The sequence below is a fragment of the Citrobacter sp. JGM124 genome (genome assembly GCF_018257795.1).
GTDB lineage: Bacteria > Pseudomonadota > Gammaproteobacteria > Enterobacterales > Enterobacteriaceae > JGM124.
This window is the reverse complement of record NZ_JAERJD010000007.1, coordinates 1-20277: the sequence shown is the minus strand read 5'-3', so window position 1 is coordinate 20277 and position 20277 is coordinate 1. Positions and strand designations below refer to the sequence as shown.

The following is a 20277-nucleotide window of genomic DNA, read 5'->3' as shown; positions in this document are numbered from 1 at the left end:
ACAAGGCAGGGGGGTGAAATGCGATTTATCTCGGTCAGCTTTACCCATTTTCTGGTCGAACTGGATTCCCTTGAAGAGACGTTGGCACTGTTTGACGCACTGAGGCACCAGCCCCAGACAGGGATAGAGGAAGTGATCCCGGCGGCACGGACGCTGTTAGTTCGTTTTCAGCCATTACACACCAGCATGTCCCTGTTGGCGAACGCCCTCTTGCGCCTTCCCGTGACCCTGGTAGCCCATGAACAAAGCCCGGTGATGAGGATCCCTGTTGAGTATCAGGGCGACGATCTGGCTGAACTTGCCGGCGTTATGGGCATGACCACTCAGCAGGTGATCCAGCACCATCAAGAGGCAGTCTGGAAGGTCGCCTTTACCGGTTTTGCCCCGGGTTTTGCCTATTTATCCTCACCTGACTGGTTGTGGAAAATCCCCAGACGCAGGAGTCCCCGGACACGTATTCCCCCGGGAGCCCTGGCGGTAGCGGATGTGTTTAGTGGTATCTATCCAAAGGCCAGCCCTGGAGGATGGCAATTGATTGGGCGTACCGGACTCACCATGTGGGATTTAGACAGGCCAGTACCGGCAACGCTGGCCCCCGGAGATCGGGTTCAATTTGTTGAACATAAAAAAGATAAAATTATTTCTCTGCCCGTCCATAAACCGACAATATCCCCCCCGGTAACGGGCGATACAGGGCTTAACATCTTGGCCACCGGGCTTCAGGCCTTATGGCAGGATGCTGGGCGAACAGGCTATGCTGCCATGGGCCTTTCCGCATCAGGGGCGATGGACAGACAGGCATTATATCGTGCCAATCGTATTGTGGGGAATCCTCGGGAATACGGTTGTCTGGAGATAACCTTCGGGGGGCTGCACATTAGAGCGCATCAGGATATGGTGATGGCCCTGACTGGTGCACCTTGCCCTCTTAAATTAAGGACCGTTGATGGGGAAGACTTTTGCCTGGGCAACGAGCGGCCCTTTAATTTAGCTGCGGGGGATGAGCTCCGTCTTGGCAGCCCGGCTCGCGGTGTTCGCAGTTACCTGGCCGTCAGGAACGGGTTTATGGTCCCCCCGGTACTGGGAAGTTGTTCCCGGGATACTCTGGCGCAACTGGGCCCCCTTCCGTTGCAGGCAGGGGATTGGGTGCAAATCAGTCATCATCCTGGCCGCAGCCCCGTACTTATTGACCAGCCCCCAACTGAGGTTTTACCGGCTCCAGGCGAAACGATAACCCTGGATATCATACTGGGGCCTCGCACCGATTGGTTTACATCAGAATCCGTTGCGCGGCTAACGGAACAATCCTGGCAGGTGACCACCGAATCAAATCGTGTGGGTTTACGCCTGACCGGAGCAGAAGGATTGGTGCGGAGTCAAACTACGGAGTTACCGAGTGAAGGAACCTGTAGTGGTGCCATTCAGATCCCGGCAAATGGTCAGCCTGTGCTATTTTTACGTGATCACCCTGTTACGGGGGGATACCCGGTGATAGCGGTGGTGGCGGATTATCACCTTGATCGTGCGGGGCAAATTCCCCCGGGTGCATTTATTCGCTTTGTGCTTATTCAGCCATTCATTGAATTATCAGGGGAGCCAGCCTGTGACCATTAACACCCATAAAGTTCTGATTGCCAACCGGGGTGAAATTGCGGTGCGTATTATTCGCGCTTGCCAGGATTACGGTGTGCAGTCGGTAGCGGTTTACGCTGAACCGGATGCGGAGGCTTTATATGTCGGTATGGCTGATGAAGCCTGGGCACTGCCCGGCACGGACTCATCAGAGACCTATCTGAACATTGAGGCTTTACTCAATATTGCCCGACGCAGCGGTGCAACGATGGTTCACCCCGGGTATGGCTTTCTTTCCGAGCGGGGGGAGTTTGCCCGCGCGGTGCAGTCTGCCGGGCTTATCTGGATTGGTCCTTCGCCTGACGTTATTGAGCAACTGGGGAATAAAATTCAGGCGCGTAAGATTGCCATGGCAGTGGGGGCCCCTCTGGTAGCCGGTTCCAGTGGGCCCGTCAGTGGTGTCGAAGAGGCGATGACGTTTGCTATTCAGCATGGTTTACCGATGGCTATTAAGGCTGCATTTGGTGGTGGTGGTCGTGGCTTAAAAGTGGCCTGGGCACTGGATGAAGTGGCCGAGCTTTATCATTCAGCGACCCGTGAAGCTCTGCATGCCTTTGGGCGTGCAGAATGTTATGTGGAACAGTTTATTGACCGTCCGCGGCACATTGAAGCCCAGGTTATTGCGGATAATTATGGGCATATTATCGTTCTGGGGACACGTGACTGCTCACTACAGCGCCGGAATCAAAAACTGGTGGAAGAGGCCCCCGCGCCCTTTATTAGCGATAGCCTGCAGCAACAAATCCAGCGTTCGGCGGAAGATATTTGTCGCCATGTTGGTTATGTCGGTGCCGGAACGGTGGAGTTCTTATTAGGCCGGGACGGCAAGCTCGCTTTCCTTGAGGTAAACACCCGACTTCAGGTTGAGCACCCAGTCACTGAAGAGATAACCGGGCTAGATATTGTTGTGGAACAGTTACGTATTGCCGATGGCCTGCCGCTGAGTATTCAGCAATCTCCGGCGGCACGTGGGCATGCGTTTGAGTTTCGTATTAATGCGGAAGACGCAGGAAAAGGGTATTTACCCACACCGGGTCGAATCACTGCATTTCATGCCCCCTCAGGTCCTGGCATTCGTCTCGACAGTGGCGTTGTCACGGGATCAAGGGTTCCGGGGCAGTATGATTCGCTGATAGCTAAACTGATTGTCACAGGGCAGACTCGACAACAGGCTATTGACCGGGCCAGACGGGCATTACGGGAATTTTATATTGACGGTGTTGCCACTGTATTACCCTTCCATCGTGCGGTGATGGAGGACACGGACTTCACTGAAAATTTTAATGTCCACACGCGCTGGATAGAGACTGATTTTCGTGCCTGTATCCCTCCAGCGGCGCGACAAAAACCAGCGGTTACTAATGCGGGTGGGGGCATCACCCACAGCTGGATTGAACTGGACGGGCGCCGTATGACCCTGGGGCTGCCAGCCAGCCTGTTTACAGGCCTTTCCCTACAGGGTGCAACACCCACGGATGAAAAAACAACCGTCCCCACCCCGGCAACGGTAGAAAACCGTATTGAAGCACCGATTAGCGGCCAGCTCTTTCGCTGGTTAGCCAAAGAAGGGGAAGGTGTGCGAGCGGGGGAGGCCATCGCAATTATGGAGGCCATGAAAATGGAGGTTCAGGTTATTGCCCGGCGCAGTGGTGTTATCAGGCAGCTCGTCAGCCAGGGCTGCCAGCTGCAAGCCGATGAGGTGATAGGGGTGATTGACCCGCACTGACTCCGTCTTTTTTTAACGGATAACCCGTTGCTGTTTGGGCGGCACAGTTTCCTGGTGTCAACGTGGCAAATATTCACCGGATGGCTTGTGAGGACTTTATTCGACGTGGTTTCTCACGACGGAAGCCCAGGCCAATGATCCAGCCAAAAATATGGGGCAGGAAACGGTAACGTTTAAGTATGTGCGGGAGCCGGCTACTCTCACCTGGTTGCCGTTTTTTGCCGCCCATTTTTATCTGAATAAACTGTGTCGCCCGGGTTGGAAACTGACGACGACGCTGTACTTTATTCAACTGCCGTAGCGTCACTTTGCCCTTTAATAACGAGGGCGTGAGAATATTGGCGGCCGCCACCGCATCCTGAATGGCCAGATTCACACCCACGCCGCCAATCGGTGACATGGCATGAGCCGCGTCGCCGATGCATAATACTGCTTCCCGAGCCCAGTTATTGAGGCGGTCAATACGAATGTCTAATAACCGTAGCTGATTCCAGTCCGTCAGTTGTGCCAGGCGTAATACCGGGAAAGGTGCAATAAGAGCGACTCGCTGCTTAAATGCCTCAAGACCTTCCGCGGCCAGCTCACTAAATTCCCCTTTCATAATCGAGTACCCGCACTGCCAGAAACTGCCACGATCAAGCATAATAAAATTTTGTTTTGGCCCTTTATGCCCCATTCCCCATTGCGGATCGTCTGCCTGTTTATCCAGCTGGAACCAGACCACATCCCGTGGGGCCCCAAATGACTGGCCTGGCAGCTGCGCTTTTTCACGTACCCTTGAGTGGCGTCCATCACAGCCGATAATTAGCGGGGCATAAATTTCAAGTGGTTTGCTGTTCATCACCGCACGAACGCCGCAAATCTGCGCATCGGTGTAGAGAAAATCATCGAAAGCACATGACTGGAGTAATCTAAAATCAGGAAATCGACTCGCCTGTGCCGTGAGGAAATTAAGAAAATCCCATTGGGGCATAAAAGCAATAAATTTACACTTTACGGGCAGGCGCGAAAAATCAGCCAGCGTTACCTCTTCACCTCCGACTTCTGCCTCCAAACGTTCGGCGCGCTGGTGGGGGAGCCGGAGCAGAGCCTCCAGTAATCCGAGTTGATCCATGATTTGTAGTGTTGACGGGTGGAGGGTGTCGCCCCGGAAGTCACGCAAGAAATCGGCGTGCTTCTCCAGCACAATGACCTTCACGCCAGAACGGGCCAGCAAGTAACCTAGCATGAGTCCCGCGGGACCACCGCCAACAATACAGCAGTCAGCGGTCAGTTTTTCCGTGGCTTGCACCATCATCTCCACCTCTGTAACAGGAATAGTGGTTTATATGATAATGCTTATCATTATCTATTGCGAGCCCGATAATATGCAGCGTGAGGGCTACTGAATCTCCGTGGCGTATTTTTCTACCGGTGTTATCTGTTTAATCAGCTTATTATCGAAGAGAAACTGTTCATAAGCCTGATAACGGGCAGTATCAAGATGTCCAGGATCTCGGGCAAAAAGAGGTAATGTTTTCAGCCAGGCCTGGTGATTGAGTTCGGTATTCAGCTCTGGATGGGTACTGGCAAAGGCTTTCCAGGTTTCTTCTGGGTGAGCCTGTAAGTAGTCATTCCCTTTTTTTAACGCCGCTAAAAACTTAGCGATTTTCGGTTGATGCACATTATCAGGATGGGCGACGATGATCAGCTCGTCATAGGCCGGAACGCCATAGTCTTCGACATTGAATACCGTAGGTTCTTTACCTTGTAGTTGTAATTCCAGGGCTTCAATATTGCGATAACCGCCAATAACTGCATCAACCTGGCCTGCCAGGAGTGCGCCGCTTAACTGAAAGTTAACGCTGACCGGGCGGACATCTGTCGGAACAAGACCTTCATGTTTCAGCATCGTATTGAGTGTTGCCTCTTCAATCCCCGAAACAGAAAAGCCCACTTTTTTTCCTTTCAGCCCAGCGGGTGATGTTATTTTTTTATCCAGGGTAATTACTGTATTCAGTGGGGTATTCACCAGGGTACCCACACGGACCAGTGGCAACCCCTCGTCTGCGAAGAAGTGCAGCTGTGGCTGATAAGTGATGGCCAAATCAGACTGTTTCGCGGCCACGAGTCGTGGGGGTAGTGACGGATCAGAGGGGGGGACAATCTTCACGTCGAGCCCCTGTTCTTTAAAGGCACCGATCTGTTCTGCAACAATAATCGGGGCGTGGTCAGGATTGAGGTACCAGTCCAGCATCAGCGTAACGTTTTCTGCTGCAGAAGCTTGCATTGTGATTAAGGAGCCAAGTAGTAGAGTACAGAAGCTTTTTTTCATCAGGTTTCATTCCTTGTATTATAAAACAGAGTGCATTATTCCGCCGTCCAGTTCACAAGGCGGCGTAACAGACTATCAACAGCGATCCACAGCAGGACCGTCATCAGAATCAGGATAAAGAGTGCGGCAAAGAGCTGGTCGGTCTGCATCCGGGCATTGGCATTCAGCATCAAATAACCCAGTCCTTCGGCTGACCCTACCCATTCCCCGATAATGGCACCAATAGGGGCGACTGCTGCAGCCATACGCAACCCGGTACCAAACGCAGGTAGTGCTGCCATCAGTCTGACATGGCGTAACTGTGCCCAGGGGGATGCACCCAGAGTGCGTGCAAGATCGATATAGTCAGTATTGACCCGGCGCAGGCCATCGAAAAAAGCCGATGTCACCGGGAAAAAAATGACCAGTACTGCCATTGCTACTTTGGCCCCCATGCCAAAGCCGAACCACAGCACCAGCAGTGGGGCAAGGGCAAACACCGGGATCGCCTGGCTGGTGAGCACTAAGGGCATCAGCCAGCGTTGCAGACGAGGGGAGTAAATCATCCCCAGAGCCAGTAATACGCCGAGCAATACGCCTGACAGCAGTCCAGCCACCACCTCTGAAGCTGTAATAACAGTATGATAAAAAAGAAAATCATGACCTTTCCACAGTGCCTCAGCAACGGCTAAGGGAGAGGGGAGCAGAAAGGCGGGGACAGTACTGAGGGTCGCCAGCCACCATAACAAGATCAGACCCGCCAATACCGTGATTCCCCGCCCCCAGCGTGCAACACGGCGATCTGACTGGCCCTTCATTCCGCCCCCTTTATTAGCTGTTGTAACAGTTCTGCCTGACTTTTCAGCACGTCAGGATCATCAGGGGCCCGGGGCGGCAGGCCAGCAATAGCGTGACCATCATCAATGCCGCCAGGGTAGCGTGACAGTACTAACAGGCGATGACTAAGACGGCAGGCTTCCATTGGGTCATGGGTGATAAGGAGCACCGTATGATTAGCCAGTAGTTTTGCCGCCAGGGTCTGGATGGTGGCACGGGTGAGGGTATCCAGTGCTGAGAAGGGTTCATCCATCAGCACAATGGGCTGACGTTCATACAGCGTGCGGGCAATGGCAGCCCGTTGACGCATCCCTCCAGAGAGTGATGCCGGCCTGTCATTCCCCTGTCCACTGAGTCCAACCTGCTCTAATAACTGCCAGGCCCAGGCTGAGTCAGCCTTTTCTCCACGCAGTCTTGAGCCCAGGGTGATATTTTCCAGCACCGTGAGCCAGGGATAGAGCAAGTCGCGCTGACCCATATAGGCAATACGTCCCGGGACGGGAAGACCATCACTGGCGACAACACTGCCAGATGTGGGGCTGGAGAGGCCGGCGATAATCTTCAGCAAGCAGGTTTTCCCGGCCCCACTGGTACCAAGCAGGGAAATAAATTTTCCACCTGGAATAGTAAAGTTAAGGTGTTCAAAAATTATTCGTGAGCCGAAACACAGCGTTAAATCACGGACTTCAATCCCCGGCGGTGATATTGCGGTCTTCACTTTCTATACACCGACCCGTCTGCCGCATTCAGTCCCATTTGCCAGAATGCAGATTCCAGGCGGGTTGCAGTGGTAAATATCTCGCTCAGTCGGGTAAAACGCCCCTCGGCTCCCCGTGACAGACCGACCTGTTCGAGCATCTCTATCGCACCATTAACCCCGGCCAGATATTCAGGATCACTGTAATTCTGTATCCAGGACGCGTAGGGATTACCCTCGATTAAGGTATGGGGATCATTCAATAAAAGCAGGCCAGCCTCTGCATAACCGGCGACACAGGGGAGCAAGGCTGCGAGGAGTTCGAGCGCATCACCTGAGTGCCCTATATCCAGGACATAGCGGGTGTAGTTGAGGGTTTCACTGGCTTCAGGTTCCCGGGCCATTTGTATTTCATTCAACCCCCAGCCAGTGCAGTAACCCACATGCAGGGGCAATTCAGCAACAATATGATTGAGTGACCGGACGGCGGCGCGGATCTCTGGCAAGGTATGAAACTTGGTTGCCAGCAATGCATAGGCTCGGGCAAAGTGGATCAGAAACAGATAGTCCTGGGTCAGATAGCGGCGAAAAGCGATCTGTGGCAGAGCACCTGAACCCAGCTGTTGTAGAAAAGGGTGAGAAACATAGTGTTGCCAGTCCTGCCCTGCCGCCTGGCGCAGGCGACCAAACAGGCCATATCCGAACATTGAAACAGACATACGATCTCCAAAAATGTGTGGAGATCCGGGTACGATGGCGGTGTGAAGAGTCAAAAGCACAGGGGTGCCTGACAACCCGTCCCTTCGCTGGCATGACCCAGATCAGGTTCAAAGGGTTCGGCATTGCTACCATCTCAGCCCATTACAGGACACCCCTCGGAGAAGCTTGTTATACGATATCTATTTTGGGTTTACAACACTATTTAAAATCTACAATCATCAATTCAGGCACGCTTAAATGGCTTGTTGTTAAGACACATTTATCCACGTATTCAACAAATCGCTGGGGAGGTGTCATGCCCAGATTGAGTAATTTATTGTTATCAAATTTAACGTTTAGTTGCGCAAAAGAACCATAAAGCTGCATGGCAAGCAGCATCAGGCGTTCGTTACACTCCCCATATAATTCATTGAAACTTTTACGAAGAGCATAAACTTCACTAAAATCTACCTGCTGATAATTTTCCGCGATAGCAGGCCTTGCATGTGCCTTGGATATGGCCGCGTCAATTTCTCTGAAGCTGACACTGTATTTTTCACCAGCAGAAATATGAAAAATCTCATTATTTGATATTTCTTTATCCAACAGAAGAACAATCGCTTCAGCACAGAAATCGACAGGGATGATGTCAACTCTGTCTTCCAGAGCACACAAAAATTTCCCCAGTTTCAGCACCATTTCAAAGACCCAATAGATGCTGCTTGAAGGCTGGCAGCCCAATTTAGAATGCCCGACAATGATGGATGGTCGGACGATCAGTAATGGCAGATCCGGGCACTCTTTTTGTATCAACTGCTCGATTGTCGCTTTAGAGTAGGTATAGGCGACAATATGCTCTTTTTCTTCAGCACTGATATTCTGTTCAGTCACCAGCTCTCCCTGGGACGGGACGCAAGACATTGCCGTACCAACCTGAATAAACTGCTTAAGACCTGCAACGCGGTTCATTCTTTTAACAAATTCAAGGGTTCCGGTAACGTTAACTTTCCAGATCAGTGGGTTTTTACCAAAAGAAGCAATAGCCGCACAGTTAATGACATGTGTCACACTATCCAGAACGGGATTCTGTATAAAGTTTTCAGGGGTAGCGAGGTCACCTGTAACAATATTATCGACGGTCAGCCCGGACAGTGTTGATTGCGGGATATCAAATTTTTCCAGGTTTTCCAGCAGTCGTTTGAGACCCATTTCCCGGTTTTCAGCCCTGACCAGCAGCAGTAAGTTTTCTCCGGCATTTCTGTTCAGCAGATTCTCTACAATAGCCCCACCGACAAATCCGGTTGCACCTGTAATAAAAATAGTCTTCATAAATTATTTCCAATAGCTTTTATTATTTATTATTAATGAGTTATGCCTAATCGACGTCAGTGCACAGCGTTTGACACCTGAATGTTGCAGCAGAGTCAAAAAATCCGGCGATGATGTAATTTTAATGGCGGCAGTTGATTGCTGGGTATAACTGAACGGTGTGTCTTTCCAGTTATGGTGCTCTATATATGGCATTTATTTCATTCTGGTGCTCGGTTGAAAGTATTGTGGAATGTAACAACACGTTATGAGCATTTTTGGGGATCATCATTTCTGTCGACTGGGGAGGCATCGGAGAATGGTATCTCTTTGAACATCGGGAATTACCTGCGATCAGGGTGAGTGTGTAAAATGCCAGCGCAGCCAATGATAGCGATATTTCTTACTCAATGAAAGGGTGTTCCGGGGTGAGAATCAATTCCAAATCTTTCTGCTGACAGAGTCTGGCCTTTATCACTGGCCTGATGGCAGGCTATCTTTTTTGTGCCGCCCACAGGGGATATCCATCAAGAATTCTTATGATCCGGAGACAATATTTCTATCGCAAATCCTATAGTGTGGCGCAGGGCAAAGGCATAAACTATGGCGCGATAAGTCTTCCGGCGGTCATCTGCCTTCAATTATTTTCAGGAACCTTTACATGTCTGGCATGTTAACTTTTGTCCGTGTGTGTCTGTTGACTCTGATGACGCTAATATCCCCATGGAGCATCGCGAGTGATAACGGTAGTACTCAGCAAAGTGGTGAGGCACCGATAAAGGCCAATGCCGCGGTTGAACTGCCCAAGATGCAGAAGATACTCGATAAAATTAAACAACAGGTCTCTGGCGAAACAAACGATACTCGGCTTATCGTACTCAATGGTCTGGCGCTGGAATTGTCCAGTGACGCCGATCGCCTGATACAGTCTCTGAACATCCAGCAAACAGAGCTGCAGGCTCAGCTGGCTGTACTTGGCCCGGTTCCGACAGCCGATAGTGGCGTAAAAGAGACCGGTGAAGTAACAATTAAACGCAGTAAGCTCGAGAACCAGAATAGCAAGACAGACGATCAAATTAAGCAAGCGGAAGCGATTAAAGTCGGGGCGCTTAATCTTTCTGCACAGATAGTCAATCTGCGTCGTAATGCTCTGAAAACTCAACTGGCCCTCAATGCGGGCAGTATTTTTAGCCCACGTTTTTGGGCGCCGCTGACCCATACCCAGGATGATGACAGTGATAACATTAGCGACTTCATCGATGATCTCAAGTCGACGGCTGAACTCTCTTTTTCCCCGGACTGGATACTGGGCACGGTATGCTGGATCCTGGCCGCCGGGTTGGTTGCGACCCTGGGGCGCCGTTACCTTGAAGAACTCCTGGCCTGGATAGGCATTCACCACTTACCCGAAGGACGATTACGTCGTAGTTTCCTGGCCGCCGCGACTGCCATGACTACGCTGGGCAGTATCGTGCTGGCATTTAACTTCCTCGACCTGGCATTTACCCGCCAGCAAGAAGTATCAGACACCGTGCGGAGCTTTGCCGACAAACTGGTGGACCTGAGTGTTTTCTGTGGGCTGATAGCCGGTCTGGGGCGTGCTTTTCTCTCCACCCGTCGTCCTTCTTGGCGTTTGCCACAAATTTCAGATGAAGTCGCGCTGGCATTAAAACCGTTTCCACCTTTGACTGCCACGTTAATGTTTATTTTCCAGACGGCAGAGAATTTTAACAGCAGTGCCAACACCAGCGTTGCCACAACGATTTTCGCTAATGGCATGACCGCATTGCTGATTGGGGCTACCGCCCTGGCGATTAGCATGCGCACCAATCTGGTTCGCCGTCGTATGATAATGGATGGTCAACAACCGGAGGCACGATCAACGCTAGCGGGACTGATTCAGATGGCCCTGACCCTGACAGGGTTTGTCATCATGATTTCACTAATGATTGGTTACATTACCCTGGCACGATTCCTTGCCTATGAGCTGATCTGGATGGGCATCGTCTGTGGTCTCTTTTATATCTTTAGCCGGCTTATTACGGACACCTGCGAAAGTTTGTTCTCGATCAATACGGCATTTGGCAGACAAATACAGGCATCCCTGAATATTGAGGCCCGCCACCTGAGTCTGGTTGCCGCACTGTTGAGTGCGATAGGCAAAACATTGCTGCTACTGGCGGCGGCTATGTCTTTACTGAATGGTTCGTTTGGCAGTGTTACCCCGATCGAGCTGGTGCAAAAAACCATGGAGTTTTGGGGGGGGAAAGGCCTGGAGTCGATGAACATCGTCCCGGCACAGGTGGTCAATGCCCTGCTTTGCCTGCTGGTAGGACTCTGGATACTTCGCTCAGTTAAACGCTGGCTGGAAAATGAATTCCTGCCCAAAACGTCTATGGACAGGGGAATGCGGGTTTCACTGATCACCCTGTTTAGCAATATTGGCTTTGTCTTATTGATACTGATGACACTGTCGATCATGGGACTTCAGTGGAATAAGCTGGCATGGATTGTCAGCGCCTTGTCTGTTGGTATCGGTTTTGGTCTGCAGGAGATTGTGAAGAATTTTATCTCCGGATTAATTTTGTTAACTGAACGTCCTGTTAAAGTTGGCGACCTGGTGAGCATCAGTGGTATTGAGGGAGATATTCGCCGCATCAATGTACGTGCCACGGAGATCCAGCTGAGTGATAAATCCACCGTTATTGTGCCTAACTCGCAGCTAATTTCACAGAATGTGCGCAATGCGACAATGGGGAACGCGCAAGGGGTGGCGACTATTCTGCTGACGTTCCCGCTGGATATTGACCCGCAGAAGGTACGTCAGCTGCTGCTGGATATTTACCGTGAGAATGAACGCATCCTGGAAATGCCAGAGCCATCCGTATCATTTAAGGACTTAACCTCCAGCGGTATTGTGATGTCGGTAACGGGCAATGTAGCCAGCCCCCGGCATGTGAGCAGTGTAAAAAGCGATTTACTGTTTGCTATTTTGACGCGTCTGCGTGAGGAGGGCGTCGTGCTGTCATCGCCTCAGACGATGATTATTGAGCGCAAAGCAAGCCAGGGAGCGCCGCAGGAAACTGAAGAGTAATCTGTCGGTACTGTTTGCCCACTATAGGCCGGACATACTCCCGTTAAATACGGGCGTTGTCTCTTAACGGAGTGTCACAGGGTATGGTAATAAATAAAAACACCCTTATTCGGGTACTGGCACTCTCAGCCTGCAGCAGTACGTTGCTTGTCTGTCTCGTGGCTCAGGCCGCGGGTGATCGTCGAGAGGTGAAGGAACCCGAGCCAGTACAGCCCGTTTGTGCAACGCTTTACCCTGAAGTGGGCCAGGACAGTATCACCACACAGCGTGATATCCAGCAAGCGTTAAACCGCTGTCCTGCTGGGCAGGCAGTCCAGCTCAGTAAGGGCCCGTCAGGCAGTACTTTTACATCGGGGCCTCTACAGATACCCTCGGGTGTTTTTTTGCGACTGGATCAAGGGACGGTACTGGCCGCTGACCCCAACCCTGAATACTACGACACCGGTCGCGGGCGATGTGGCACGATAGATAAAGAAGGAAAAGGGTGCCGGCCTTTTATCCAAATAAAAAACAGTCAGGGTGGCGGGATTCAGGGCCAGGGCATGATAGACGGGCGAGGCGGGGACACGATGAAGGGCCAGGCTGAAACATGGTGGGCGATGGCACGCCGGGCTCAGTCCATTCCTGGTGGTAAACAGAATGCTCCCCGGTTGGTTCAAATTGATCATGCCAGTGACATTATCATTCATGGCATCCGGCTGCATAATTCCCCCAATTTTCATATTGTCCTTAACCATGTTAAAGGCGGGACGATATGGGGTATTGTTATCGACACGCCAGCATCGGCAAGAAATACTGACGGGATAGATCCTGGTGCATCCCAGGATATCACTATCGCACAGAGTTTTATCCGCACCGGGGACGATAATATTGCCATCAAAGCGGGAAGCGGCCCCACCGAACATATTTCAATCACGGATAATCATTTTTACTCCGGGCATGGTATGTCGATAGGGAGTGAAGTGAATGCGGGGGTGCGTGATGTCGTGGTCCATAATCTCACGCTGGATGGAACCACATCCGGGTTACGCATTAAAAGCGATGTGAGCAGGGGGGGAATCGTTCGTGATATTAAATATACTCATATTTGTATGCGGAATAATCGCTGGCCGATATCTTTTGATACCCGTTACGCGCCGAAAGCAGTGGGTGATTCAGTCCCGGAATACAGAAACATTGTGCTGAACGATGTTCATTCCACAAATAGTGTAACAGGCACGGTTCTTCTGCGCGGTTATGATTCATCCCATCCTGTTGATGTTGTGATGGACGGTGTGACCTTCAGTCCTGATATTACCTGGCGCACAGAGTTTTTACATCTAACGGTGGGTAAAAAAGGGCTCTGGCCAGCCCCCCCAGGAACTGCGGGCTTCCCGATGGCAAAACCTTTACAGGCAGACTGTTCCGGAAAGTGGGTTCCATTTCCTGAAAGGGATAAAACACGATAACAGCACCAGGTTAGTGGGTTAAATTTCACCCGTTATTCTCTGTGCCCCTGGCGGAACCTGCCGCAACGTAACATATTACCCGTGTTATTAATCAGGTTACCGCATCCTGCCGTGAGCCAAACGCACAGTATATTCCCCTCCCATTGAGGGGGGGATTATTGCCGTGGCGCACGCTTTTCTTCTTTGTCTTGTTTCGACTTTCCTGCCTTAAGTGATCCCGTTAACAATACAGTGATAATGTCAGGTTATTTTCCTGTTCATCTTTATGTCCGGGTTGTTAAATTCACGGTGTCGCCATGGACACAAAATGTAACATTCCCTACTACTGACACGGATAATAATTATGAATAGTTCAGGAAAGTACTTTATATGGGCGTTACTCTCCGTTATTGGAGCCTTCGCCCTGGGTTATATTGCGCTTAATCGAGGGGAACAGATCAACGCCCTGTGGATCGTTGTTGCTTCAGTGTGTGTGTACCTTATCGCCTACCGTTTTTATGGCAGATATATTGCCAAGAATGTTTTACAGGTTGATCCAACCAGGATGACCCCGGCGATTAAACACAATGATGGGCTTGATTATGTCCCTACGGATAAAAAAGTCCTCTTTGGTCACCACTTTGCCGCGATTGCTGGTGCCGGGCCATTAGTCGGGCCAGTATTAGCTGCACAGATGGGATACCTGCCTGGTATGATCTGGCTACTCGCTGGTGTTGTTCTGGCGGGGGCGGTACAAGACTTCATGGTTCTGTTTGTCTCCACACGTCGGGATGGACGCTCCCTGGGAGAACTGGTTCGCGAAGAGATGGGACCTACTGCCGGCGTGCTCGCGCTGATCGCCACCTTTATGATTATGGTGATAATTCTTGCCGTGCTGGCAATGATTGTGGTCAAAGCCCTGACTCACAGCCCCTGGGGAACTTACACCGTGGCGTTCACCATTCCACTGGCACTGTTTATGGGGATTTACATCCGTTATCTGCGTCCCGGGCGTATTGGTGAAGTCTCGGTCATTGGTCTGGTACTGCTGGTGTTTGCCATTATTTCCGGTGGCTGGGTTGCCCAGAGCGAAACCTGGGCGCCGTGGTTTGACTATACGGGGGTTCAGTTAACCTGGATGTTGGTGGGCTATGGCTTTGTGGCTTCTGTTCTTCCTGTCTGGTTGTTACTTGCGCCCCGCGATTATTTGTCCACCTTCCTGAAAATTGGGACAATTGTCGGACTGGCTGTCGGTATTTTGATTATGCGCCCCACGCTTAATATGCCAGCCCTGACGAAATTTATTGATGGGAGTGGCCCGGTTTGGGCTGGGGATCTGTTCCCATTCTTATTTATTACCATTGCCTGTGGTGCCGTATCAGGTTTCCATGCGCTGATTTCCTCCGGGACCACACCTAAAATGCTCGCCAGTGAAGGGCAGGCCTGTTTCATTGGTTATGGCGGTATGCTGATGGAGTCCTTTGTCGCCATCATGGCGTTGGTCTCTGCTTGTATCATCGATCCGGGTGTTTATTTTGCCATGAACAGCCCATTGGCTGTCCTTGCTCCTGCGGGAACCACGGATGTGGTCGCCTCCGCGGCACAAGTGGTGAGCTCATGGGGCTTTGTGGTGACGCCAGACCTGCTGCATCAGATAGCTAATGACGTGGGGGAGCAGTCTATCATTTCCCGTGCTGGTGGAGCCCCGACGCTGGCAGTAGGGATGGCGTATATTCTTCACGGAGCCTTAGGTGGCCTGATGGATGTGGCATTCTGGTATCATTTTGCCATTCTGTTTGAAGCCCTGTTTATCCTGACGGCGGTGGATGCGGGAACCCGTGCTGCACGTTTTATGTTGCAAGACCTGCTGGGCGTAGTGAATCCAGGGCTGAAACGAACAGACTCTCTGCCAGCGAACCTCCTGGCCACGGCGCTTTGTGTGCTGGCCTGGGGATACTTTCTGCATCAAGGGGTGGTTGACCCACTGGGGGGGATCAACACATTGTGGCCGCTGTTTGGTATTGCGAACCAAATGCTGGCGGGAATGGCATTGATGCTGTGTGCCGTGGTACTGTTCAAAATGAAACGTCAGCGTTACGCCTGGGTGGCACTGGTACCGACAGCCTGGTTGCTGATTTGCACCCTGGTAGCCGGCTGGCAGAAATCCTTTAGCCCGGACACCAAACTGGGTTTCCTGGCTATCGCTAATAAATTCCAGGGGATGATTGATAGTGGTAATATCCCACCACAGTATACAGAATCCCAGCTGGCACAGTTGGTGTTCAACAACCGCCTGGATGCCGGTTTGACCATTTTCTTTATGGTTGTTGTGCTTGTTCTGGCACTCTTTTCTATCAAAACAGCCCTGGCTGCCTTGAAGACAGACAAACCGACGTCAAAAGAAACACCGTATGAGCCTATGCCTGCAGATGCAGCACAGCTGAGTGGCGCCACGAAACGCGCACATTGATGTAATATAGAACCCGGCCTACAGACGGAGGCCGGGTTTACTGAAAAGGACAAAGTGATGTTTGATTCGCTCTCAAAAGCAGGTAAATACCTCGGTCAGGCGGCAAAAATGATGGTCGGTGTACCGGATTATGAAAACTATGTGGCGCACATACGCCTTACCCACCCTGAGCAAACCCCGATGACCTATGAAGAGTTCTTCCGGGATCGGCAGGATGCACGCTATGGTGGAAAGGGGGGGGCCAAATGTTGCTGATTGCCCGTTCGCACCAATAGAAAGGTCGCCGGGATTGCAATAACACCGCGTTCAGAGGCGTGTCACGGGGTGCGCTCACCTGTGCGGCCTGCCCGGTTTTGCACTTCGCCACTGTCGGTGGTTAAGCCGCGAACTTGCACCATGAATAAAACAGGCCTGTTCTGGGTCTCTCCCTGTCGCCCACGATGCGAGGGTAATGCCCGTCGTTTTTCATCTTTCTGGCTAGTCGGATTCACGCCGTGCTGGTGAAAGCGTGAAGGGCCATCCTCAACAACAGTCTCCCCGCCTTATTGCGATAAAATCTTATGCATTTCAGTATCAAAGCCACAATGGCCTGATGGATCTTCTTGTCTCCCTTCTGTGAATGGCCCCAAAGGTCTGAGTCCTGACACGGGATATCAAAATACGTGACTACAAATGATATTAATTATTATTTCTATTTACATTGTGAAATATATTTGTACACTTTCGCAAGTGATCATCGTTGATTTATCGCGGTAAAGGTCAACTCGAATCATTCTGCTGTTGATTGTGATACTTCTGAGATTAATTTGTGTGGTATATAAATAATGAAAATACATCATATTAAAGCTGTTTCTTCAGCCATTTCCCTTGTCTGCTTACCCTTTCTTACCTTCGCGGCCAGTGAAGATACCCTGGTTGTTACTGCCTCTGGATTCGAAAAAAAAATTCAGGATGCTCCTGCCTCTATTTCTGTCATAACCAAGCAACAGATAGAAGACCAGGCATATCGTGATGTCACTGATGCATTAAAAGATGTCCCCGGTGTTGTGGTTACGGGTGGGGGAAGCAAGAGTGATGTCAGTATCCGCGGTATGGGCTCACAGTACACCTTGTTCCTGATCAATGGTAAACGTGTAAATACGCGTGAGACACGGCCTAATAGTGATAACTCCGGCATTGAGCAGGGCTGGATGCCGCCACTGGAATCCATTGAACGTATTGAGGTGGTTCGTGGGCCAATGTCTTCACTGTATGGTTCAGATGCGATGGGCGGCGTCATTAACATCATTACCAAGAAAATTTCTAACACCCGTTCCTGGAACGGCGCGTTGCACGTGGATTCAACATTCCAGCAACATAATGATTCAGGCGACTTGTATCAAACGAATCTCTATGCCTCCGGGCCCTTAATTGACGGGCTACTCGGGGCAAAAGTCACCGGCCTGATATCACGCCGCGCAGAGGATACTATTCTCAATGGCTATAATGAACAGAAAATGCGTAACGGTGGGCTGACACTAAACTTTACGCCTGATGATAAAAACGATATCGATTTTGAAATAACCCGGGAATTACAGGACAGGAACAGTACCCCGGGTAAATCAATAGACTCAGAAGTTTGTCGTAGCGGGAAGTGTGAGCCTAACAGCAGGAGTGATAGCCGCTATGAGCACACTACCTATTCACTTACCCACAGTGGTTATTACGGTGCTTTTGATACCACCAGCTATATACAGCAGGAAGAAGCAACAAACCCCCATCGTGGGATGAAATCGTACAATACGGTTTTCAATAATCAGAACCAAATCTTCCTGGGTGATCATACTCTCACGCTGGGAGGGCAGTACCGTTATGAGAAGTTGCGTGATACGGGGAATCAGCTCCAGGCCGCGGACGGACTCGACAAACTGACTCGCTGGAACTGGGCGCTGTTTGTCGAAGATGAGTGGCTCGTCACTGAGCAGGTCGCACTGACGGGGGGGCTGCGTATGGACCGGGATGAGAAATACGGTACCAACTGGACACCGCGTGGTTATGCAGTATGGAACCTCAATGATAACTGGATCCTGAAAGGCGGCGTTTCAGCGGGTTATCGGGCTCCTGATTTACGCCAGTCATCAGAGAACTGGGGGCAGACAACAGGCGGGGGGCGCTCCAACGGCATTATTGTGGGTAACCCGGATCTGAAACCAGAGAAAAGCTTGAGTGAAGAGATCGCCTTACTCTGGGATAACAATGATAACCTCAATGCAGGTATCACTCTGTATAACACTGACTTTAAAGATAAAATTAGTGAAGTTCGCCGCTGTAACAGCAGCTCAGATCCAGCCTGTACCATTGGCACAACCCATTACGATTTTGTCAGTGATCGCATTAATGTGGATAAAGTCAATATTCGTGGCGTGGAGTCCACCTTCGGCTGGAAAATTACCCCCAGCCTGAACTGGACGGCGAACTATACCTACACCAAATCAGAGCAAAAGAGTGGGCAATTCTCAGGCAAGCCATTAAACAAAATGCCAAAAAATATGTTTAATACCACACTTTCTTGGCAGGCAATGCAGGATATTGGTTTCTGGAGTCGCCTGAACTTCCGTGGTAATACCTCAGAATATTTGAGCCGCAGTGCGATGGCCCAGGGAACGCCTTCTTACACAATGGTTGATGTAGGCCTGCGCTATGACATAAACAAAAGCCTGATGGCATCAGCAGGCGTTTATAATCTGCTGGATAAACGGATTGACTACAGTACTTATGACACCATACTGGATGGCCGTCGCTATACTGTAGGCCTGACTTACAGCTTCTAGATGGTCAGATAACCTGTTGCAGCCGGGCAGAGGCTAATCCCGCGCAATTGACGAAAAACCACCGTTGGATCGGTGGTTTTTCGTTTACATGATGTGGGATGGCAGGGAACTCAAAACGTGCTTTTTTAATCGAGAGTTATCGCCTTTCAGGGAGGTGGTCATCGCCCCGTTGTCCTGGTTTGTGCTTTGCCCCTTTTTTATCTTCCGCTCGCCTGAAAATGTAAATCAGCAGGCGATCGTCTTTAATAAAAATCCCCCGAGCCATTTCACCTTTCATCCTGTCTGTCCTTTCCTTCTTTTCGGTACAGCGAGCCCTGCGGCCCTGGTCCACCATGCGGTGCACTACGATAAAATAGCGTAAAAACCGTAAGGTTTTTCTTATTTTAGTTTAAAAAACTGTAAATAACGACTGGCGTCAATTATTGTTCCGCCCCTGAACGTAAAGAACTGCAAAACAAACAGTGTGACCAGCGATGAACAGAGGGATGATGAAATGGCTGACAGTTTCCAGAATGAAGTGCCAAAGGCACGTATTAACCTAAAGCTTGACCTGCACACCGGTGGCGCCGGCAAGAAAACCGAACTTCCCCTGAAGTTACTGGTGGCGGGGGACTTCAGCCACGGTCAGGCATCCGCCCCCTTATCAGAGCGCGAAAAAGTGAATGTGAATAAAAATAACTTTGACGCCGTGCTCTGCGAGTATTCCCCCAGTGTCAGCCTGAGCGTCAAAAATACCCTGGCGGGTGACGGCAGCGAGGAGAACATCAGCCTGGTATTCCGGAGCATGAAGGATTTTTCACCGGAGCAGGTCTCGCGCCAGATCCCCCAGCTGAAGGCCATGCTGTCCATGCGCAGCCTGCTGCGGGATTTAAAAGCGAACCTGCTGGATAACCAGGCTTTCCGCAAAGAGCTGGAAAAGATTCTGCTCGACCCGGCGTTAAGTGCGGAGCTTCGCTCTGAACTGTCAGCCCTGGCCCCGAAACAGCCATAACGACCGCGGTATTTAACGGATTAATAAGGAAGAGAGCGATGTCTGTAAAAAATGAGCATGTTACGGGGGGCGAAAGCCTGGTGACCGGGCGCCCTGCTGGCGGGGTGTATGCCACGCTGTTTGAAAAAATTAACCTGAGCCCGGTGTCTGAGCTGAGTGCGCTGGATATCTGGCAGGACGCGCAGGCCATGTCTGACGCGACAGCGGATGAGCGTCTGACCGCGGGGATGCAGGTGTTTCTCGACTGCCTGACCAGCGCCGGCTCGAAAGTTGAAAAACTCGACAAGGCGCTG

Annotated in this window: 15 protein-coding genes, 1 pseudogene and 1 riboswitch; of the genes and pseudogenes, 9 read left to right on the top strand and 7 right to left on the bottom strand. The window is 50.9% G+C overall.

The window, feature by feature from the left end:
* Positions 1 to 18: 18 nt before the first annotated feature.
* Both JK154_RS10820 and JK154_RS10815 read left to right on the top strand, forming a co-directional pair.
* On the top strand, positions 19 to 1614 hold the full coding sequence (locus JK154_RS10820) for an urea amidolyase family protein (RefSeq protein ID WP_211992560.1): 1596 nt from the start codon (positions 19 to 21) through the stop codon (positions 1612 to 1614).
* Positions 1604 to 3358 carry a biotin carboxylase N-terminal domain-containing protein gene (locus JK154_RS10815; RefSeq protein WP_211992559.1) on the top strand — a complete coding sequence of 585 codons (1755 nt, stop codon included), beginning with the start codon at positions 1604 to 1606 and terminating at the stop codon, positions 3356 to 3358. Before JK154_RS10820 ends, JK154_RS10815 begins: the two co-directional genes overlap by 11 nt.
* Positions 3359 to 3431: 73 nt before the next feature.
* Here JK154_RS10815 and JK154_RS10810 read toward each other — a convergent pair whose 3' ends face one another.
* The 6 genes from JK154_RS10810 to JK154_RS10785 all read right to left on the bottom strand — a co-directional run bounded on the left by JK154_RS10810 (position 3432) and on the right by JK154_RS10785 (position 9213).
* Positions 3432 to 4655: an FAD-dependent oxidoreductase gene (locus JK154_RS10810; RefSeq protein WP_211992558.1), complete on the bottom strand. Its 1224-nt coding sequence runs from the start codon at positions 4653 to 4655 to the stop codon at positions 3432 to 3434.
* An 84-nt stretch (positions 4656 to 4739) separates the two neighbouring features.
* Complete coding sequence (locus JK154_RS10805; RefSeq protein ID WP_211992779.1) at positions 4740 to 5675, bottom strand: ABC transporter substrate-binding protein; 936 nt, start codon at positions 5673 to 5675, stop codon at positions 4740 to 4742.
* 32 nt (positions 5676 to 5707) lie between these two features.
* Positions 5708 to 6469: an ABC transporter permease gene (locus JK154_RS10800; protein WP_211992557.1), complete on the bottom strand. Its 762-nt coding sequence runs from the start codon at positions 6467 to 6469 to the stop codon at positions 5708 to 5710.
* Positions 6466 to 7206 carry an ABC transporter ATP-binding protein gene (locus JK154_RS10795; protein ID WP_211992556.1) on the bottom strand — a complete coding sequence of 247 codons (741 nt, stop codon included), beginning with the start codon at positions 7204 to 7206 and terminating at the stop codon, positions 6466 to 6468. The genes JK154_RS10800 and JK154_RS10795 overlap by 4 nt, the downstream gene beginning before the upstream one ends.
* On the bottom strand, positions 7203 to 7904 hold the full coding sequence (locus JK154_RS10790; RefSeq protein WP_211992555.1) for a TenA family protein: 702 nt from the start codon (positions 7902 to 7904) through the stop codon (positions 7203 to 7205). Before JK154_RS10790 ends, JK154_RS10795 begins: the two co-directional genes overlap by 4 nt.
* Before the next feature lie 62 nt (positions 7905 to 7966).
* Positions 7967 to 8071, bottom strand: a riboswitch (TPP riboswitch).
* A gap of 32 nt (positions 8072 to 8103) precedes the next feature.
* Complete coding sequence (locus JK154_RS10785; protein ID WP_211992554.1) at positions 8104 to 9213, bottom strand: SDR family oxidoreductase; 1110 nt, start codon at positions 9211 to 9213, stop codon at positions 8104 to 8106.
* Between the two features lie 640 nt (positions 9214 to 9853).
* On the opposite strand from JK154_RS10785, the gene JK154_RS10780 reads away from it, so the two are divergent.
* The 5 genes from JK154_RS10780 (at position 9854) to JK154_RS10760 (ending at position 18993) form a co-directional block, all read left to right on the top strand.
* Entirely contained in the window at positions 9854 to 12286 is a 2433-nt protein-coding gene (locus tag JK154_RS10780; RefSeq protein WP_211992553.1) for a DUF3772 domain-containing protein, read from the top strand.
* Positions 12287 to 12369: 83 nt separating this feature from the next.
* Positions 12370 to 13734 (top strand): glycosyl hydrolase family 28 protein, encoded by a 1365-nt coding sequence (locus JK154_RS10775; protein WP_211992552.1) that lies wholly within the window; start codon positions 12370 to 12372, stop codon positions 13732 to 13734.
* Positions 13735 to 14077: 343 nt separating this feature from the next.
* Positions 14078 to 16183 carry a pyruvate/proton symporter CstA gene (cstA, locus tag JK154_RS10770; RefSeq protein WP_211992551.1) on the top strand — a complete coding sequence of 702 codons (2106 nt, stop codon included), beginning with the start codon at positions 14078 to 14080 and terminating at the stop codon, positions 16181 to 16183.
* Positions 16184 to 16240: 57 nt separating this feature from the next.
* On the top strand, positions 16241 to 16438 hold the full coding sequence (locus JK154_RS10765; protein ID WP_211992550.1) for a YbdD/YjiX family protein: 198 nt from the start codon (positions 16241 to 16243) through the stop codon (positions 16436 to 16438).
* Positions 16439 to 17007: 569 nt separating this feature from the next.
* Positions 17008 to 18993, top strand: a complete 1986-nt coding sequence (locus JK154_RS10760; protein WP_211992549.1) for a ligand-gated channel protein — start codon at positions 17008 to 17010, stop codon at positions 18991 to 18993.
* A 136-nt stretch (positions 18994 to 19129) separates the two neighbouring features.
* Here JK154_RS10760 and JK154_RS10755 read toward each other — a convergent pair whose 3' ends face one another.
* Positions 19130 to 19270, bottom strand: a complete 141-nt coding sequence (locus JK154_RS10755) for a hypothetical protein (protein ID WP_211992548.1) — start codon at positions 19268 to 19270, stop codon at positions 19130 to 19132.
* Positions 19271 to 19486: 216 nt separating this feature from the next.
* On the opposite strand from JK154_RS10755, the gene tssB reads away from it, so the two are divergent.
* Together tssB and JK154_RS10745 are read left to right on the top strand one after the other, a co-directional pair.
* Entirely contained in the window at positions 19487 to 19984 is a 498-nt protein-coding gene (gene tssB, locus JK154_RS10750; RefSeq protein WP_211992547.1) for a type VI secretion system contractile sheath small subunit, read from the top strand.
* A 38-nt stretch (positions 19985 to 20022) separates the two neighbouring features.
* Positions 20023 to 20277 (top strand): annotated as a pseudogene (locus tag JK154_RS10745) (type VI secretion system contractile sheath large subunit); the annotation flags it as partial.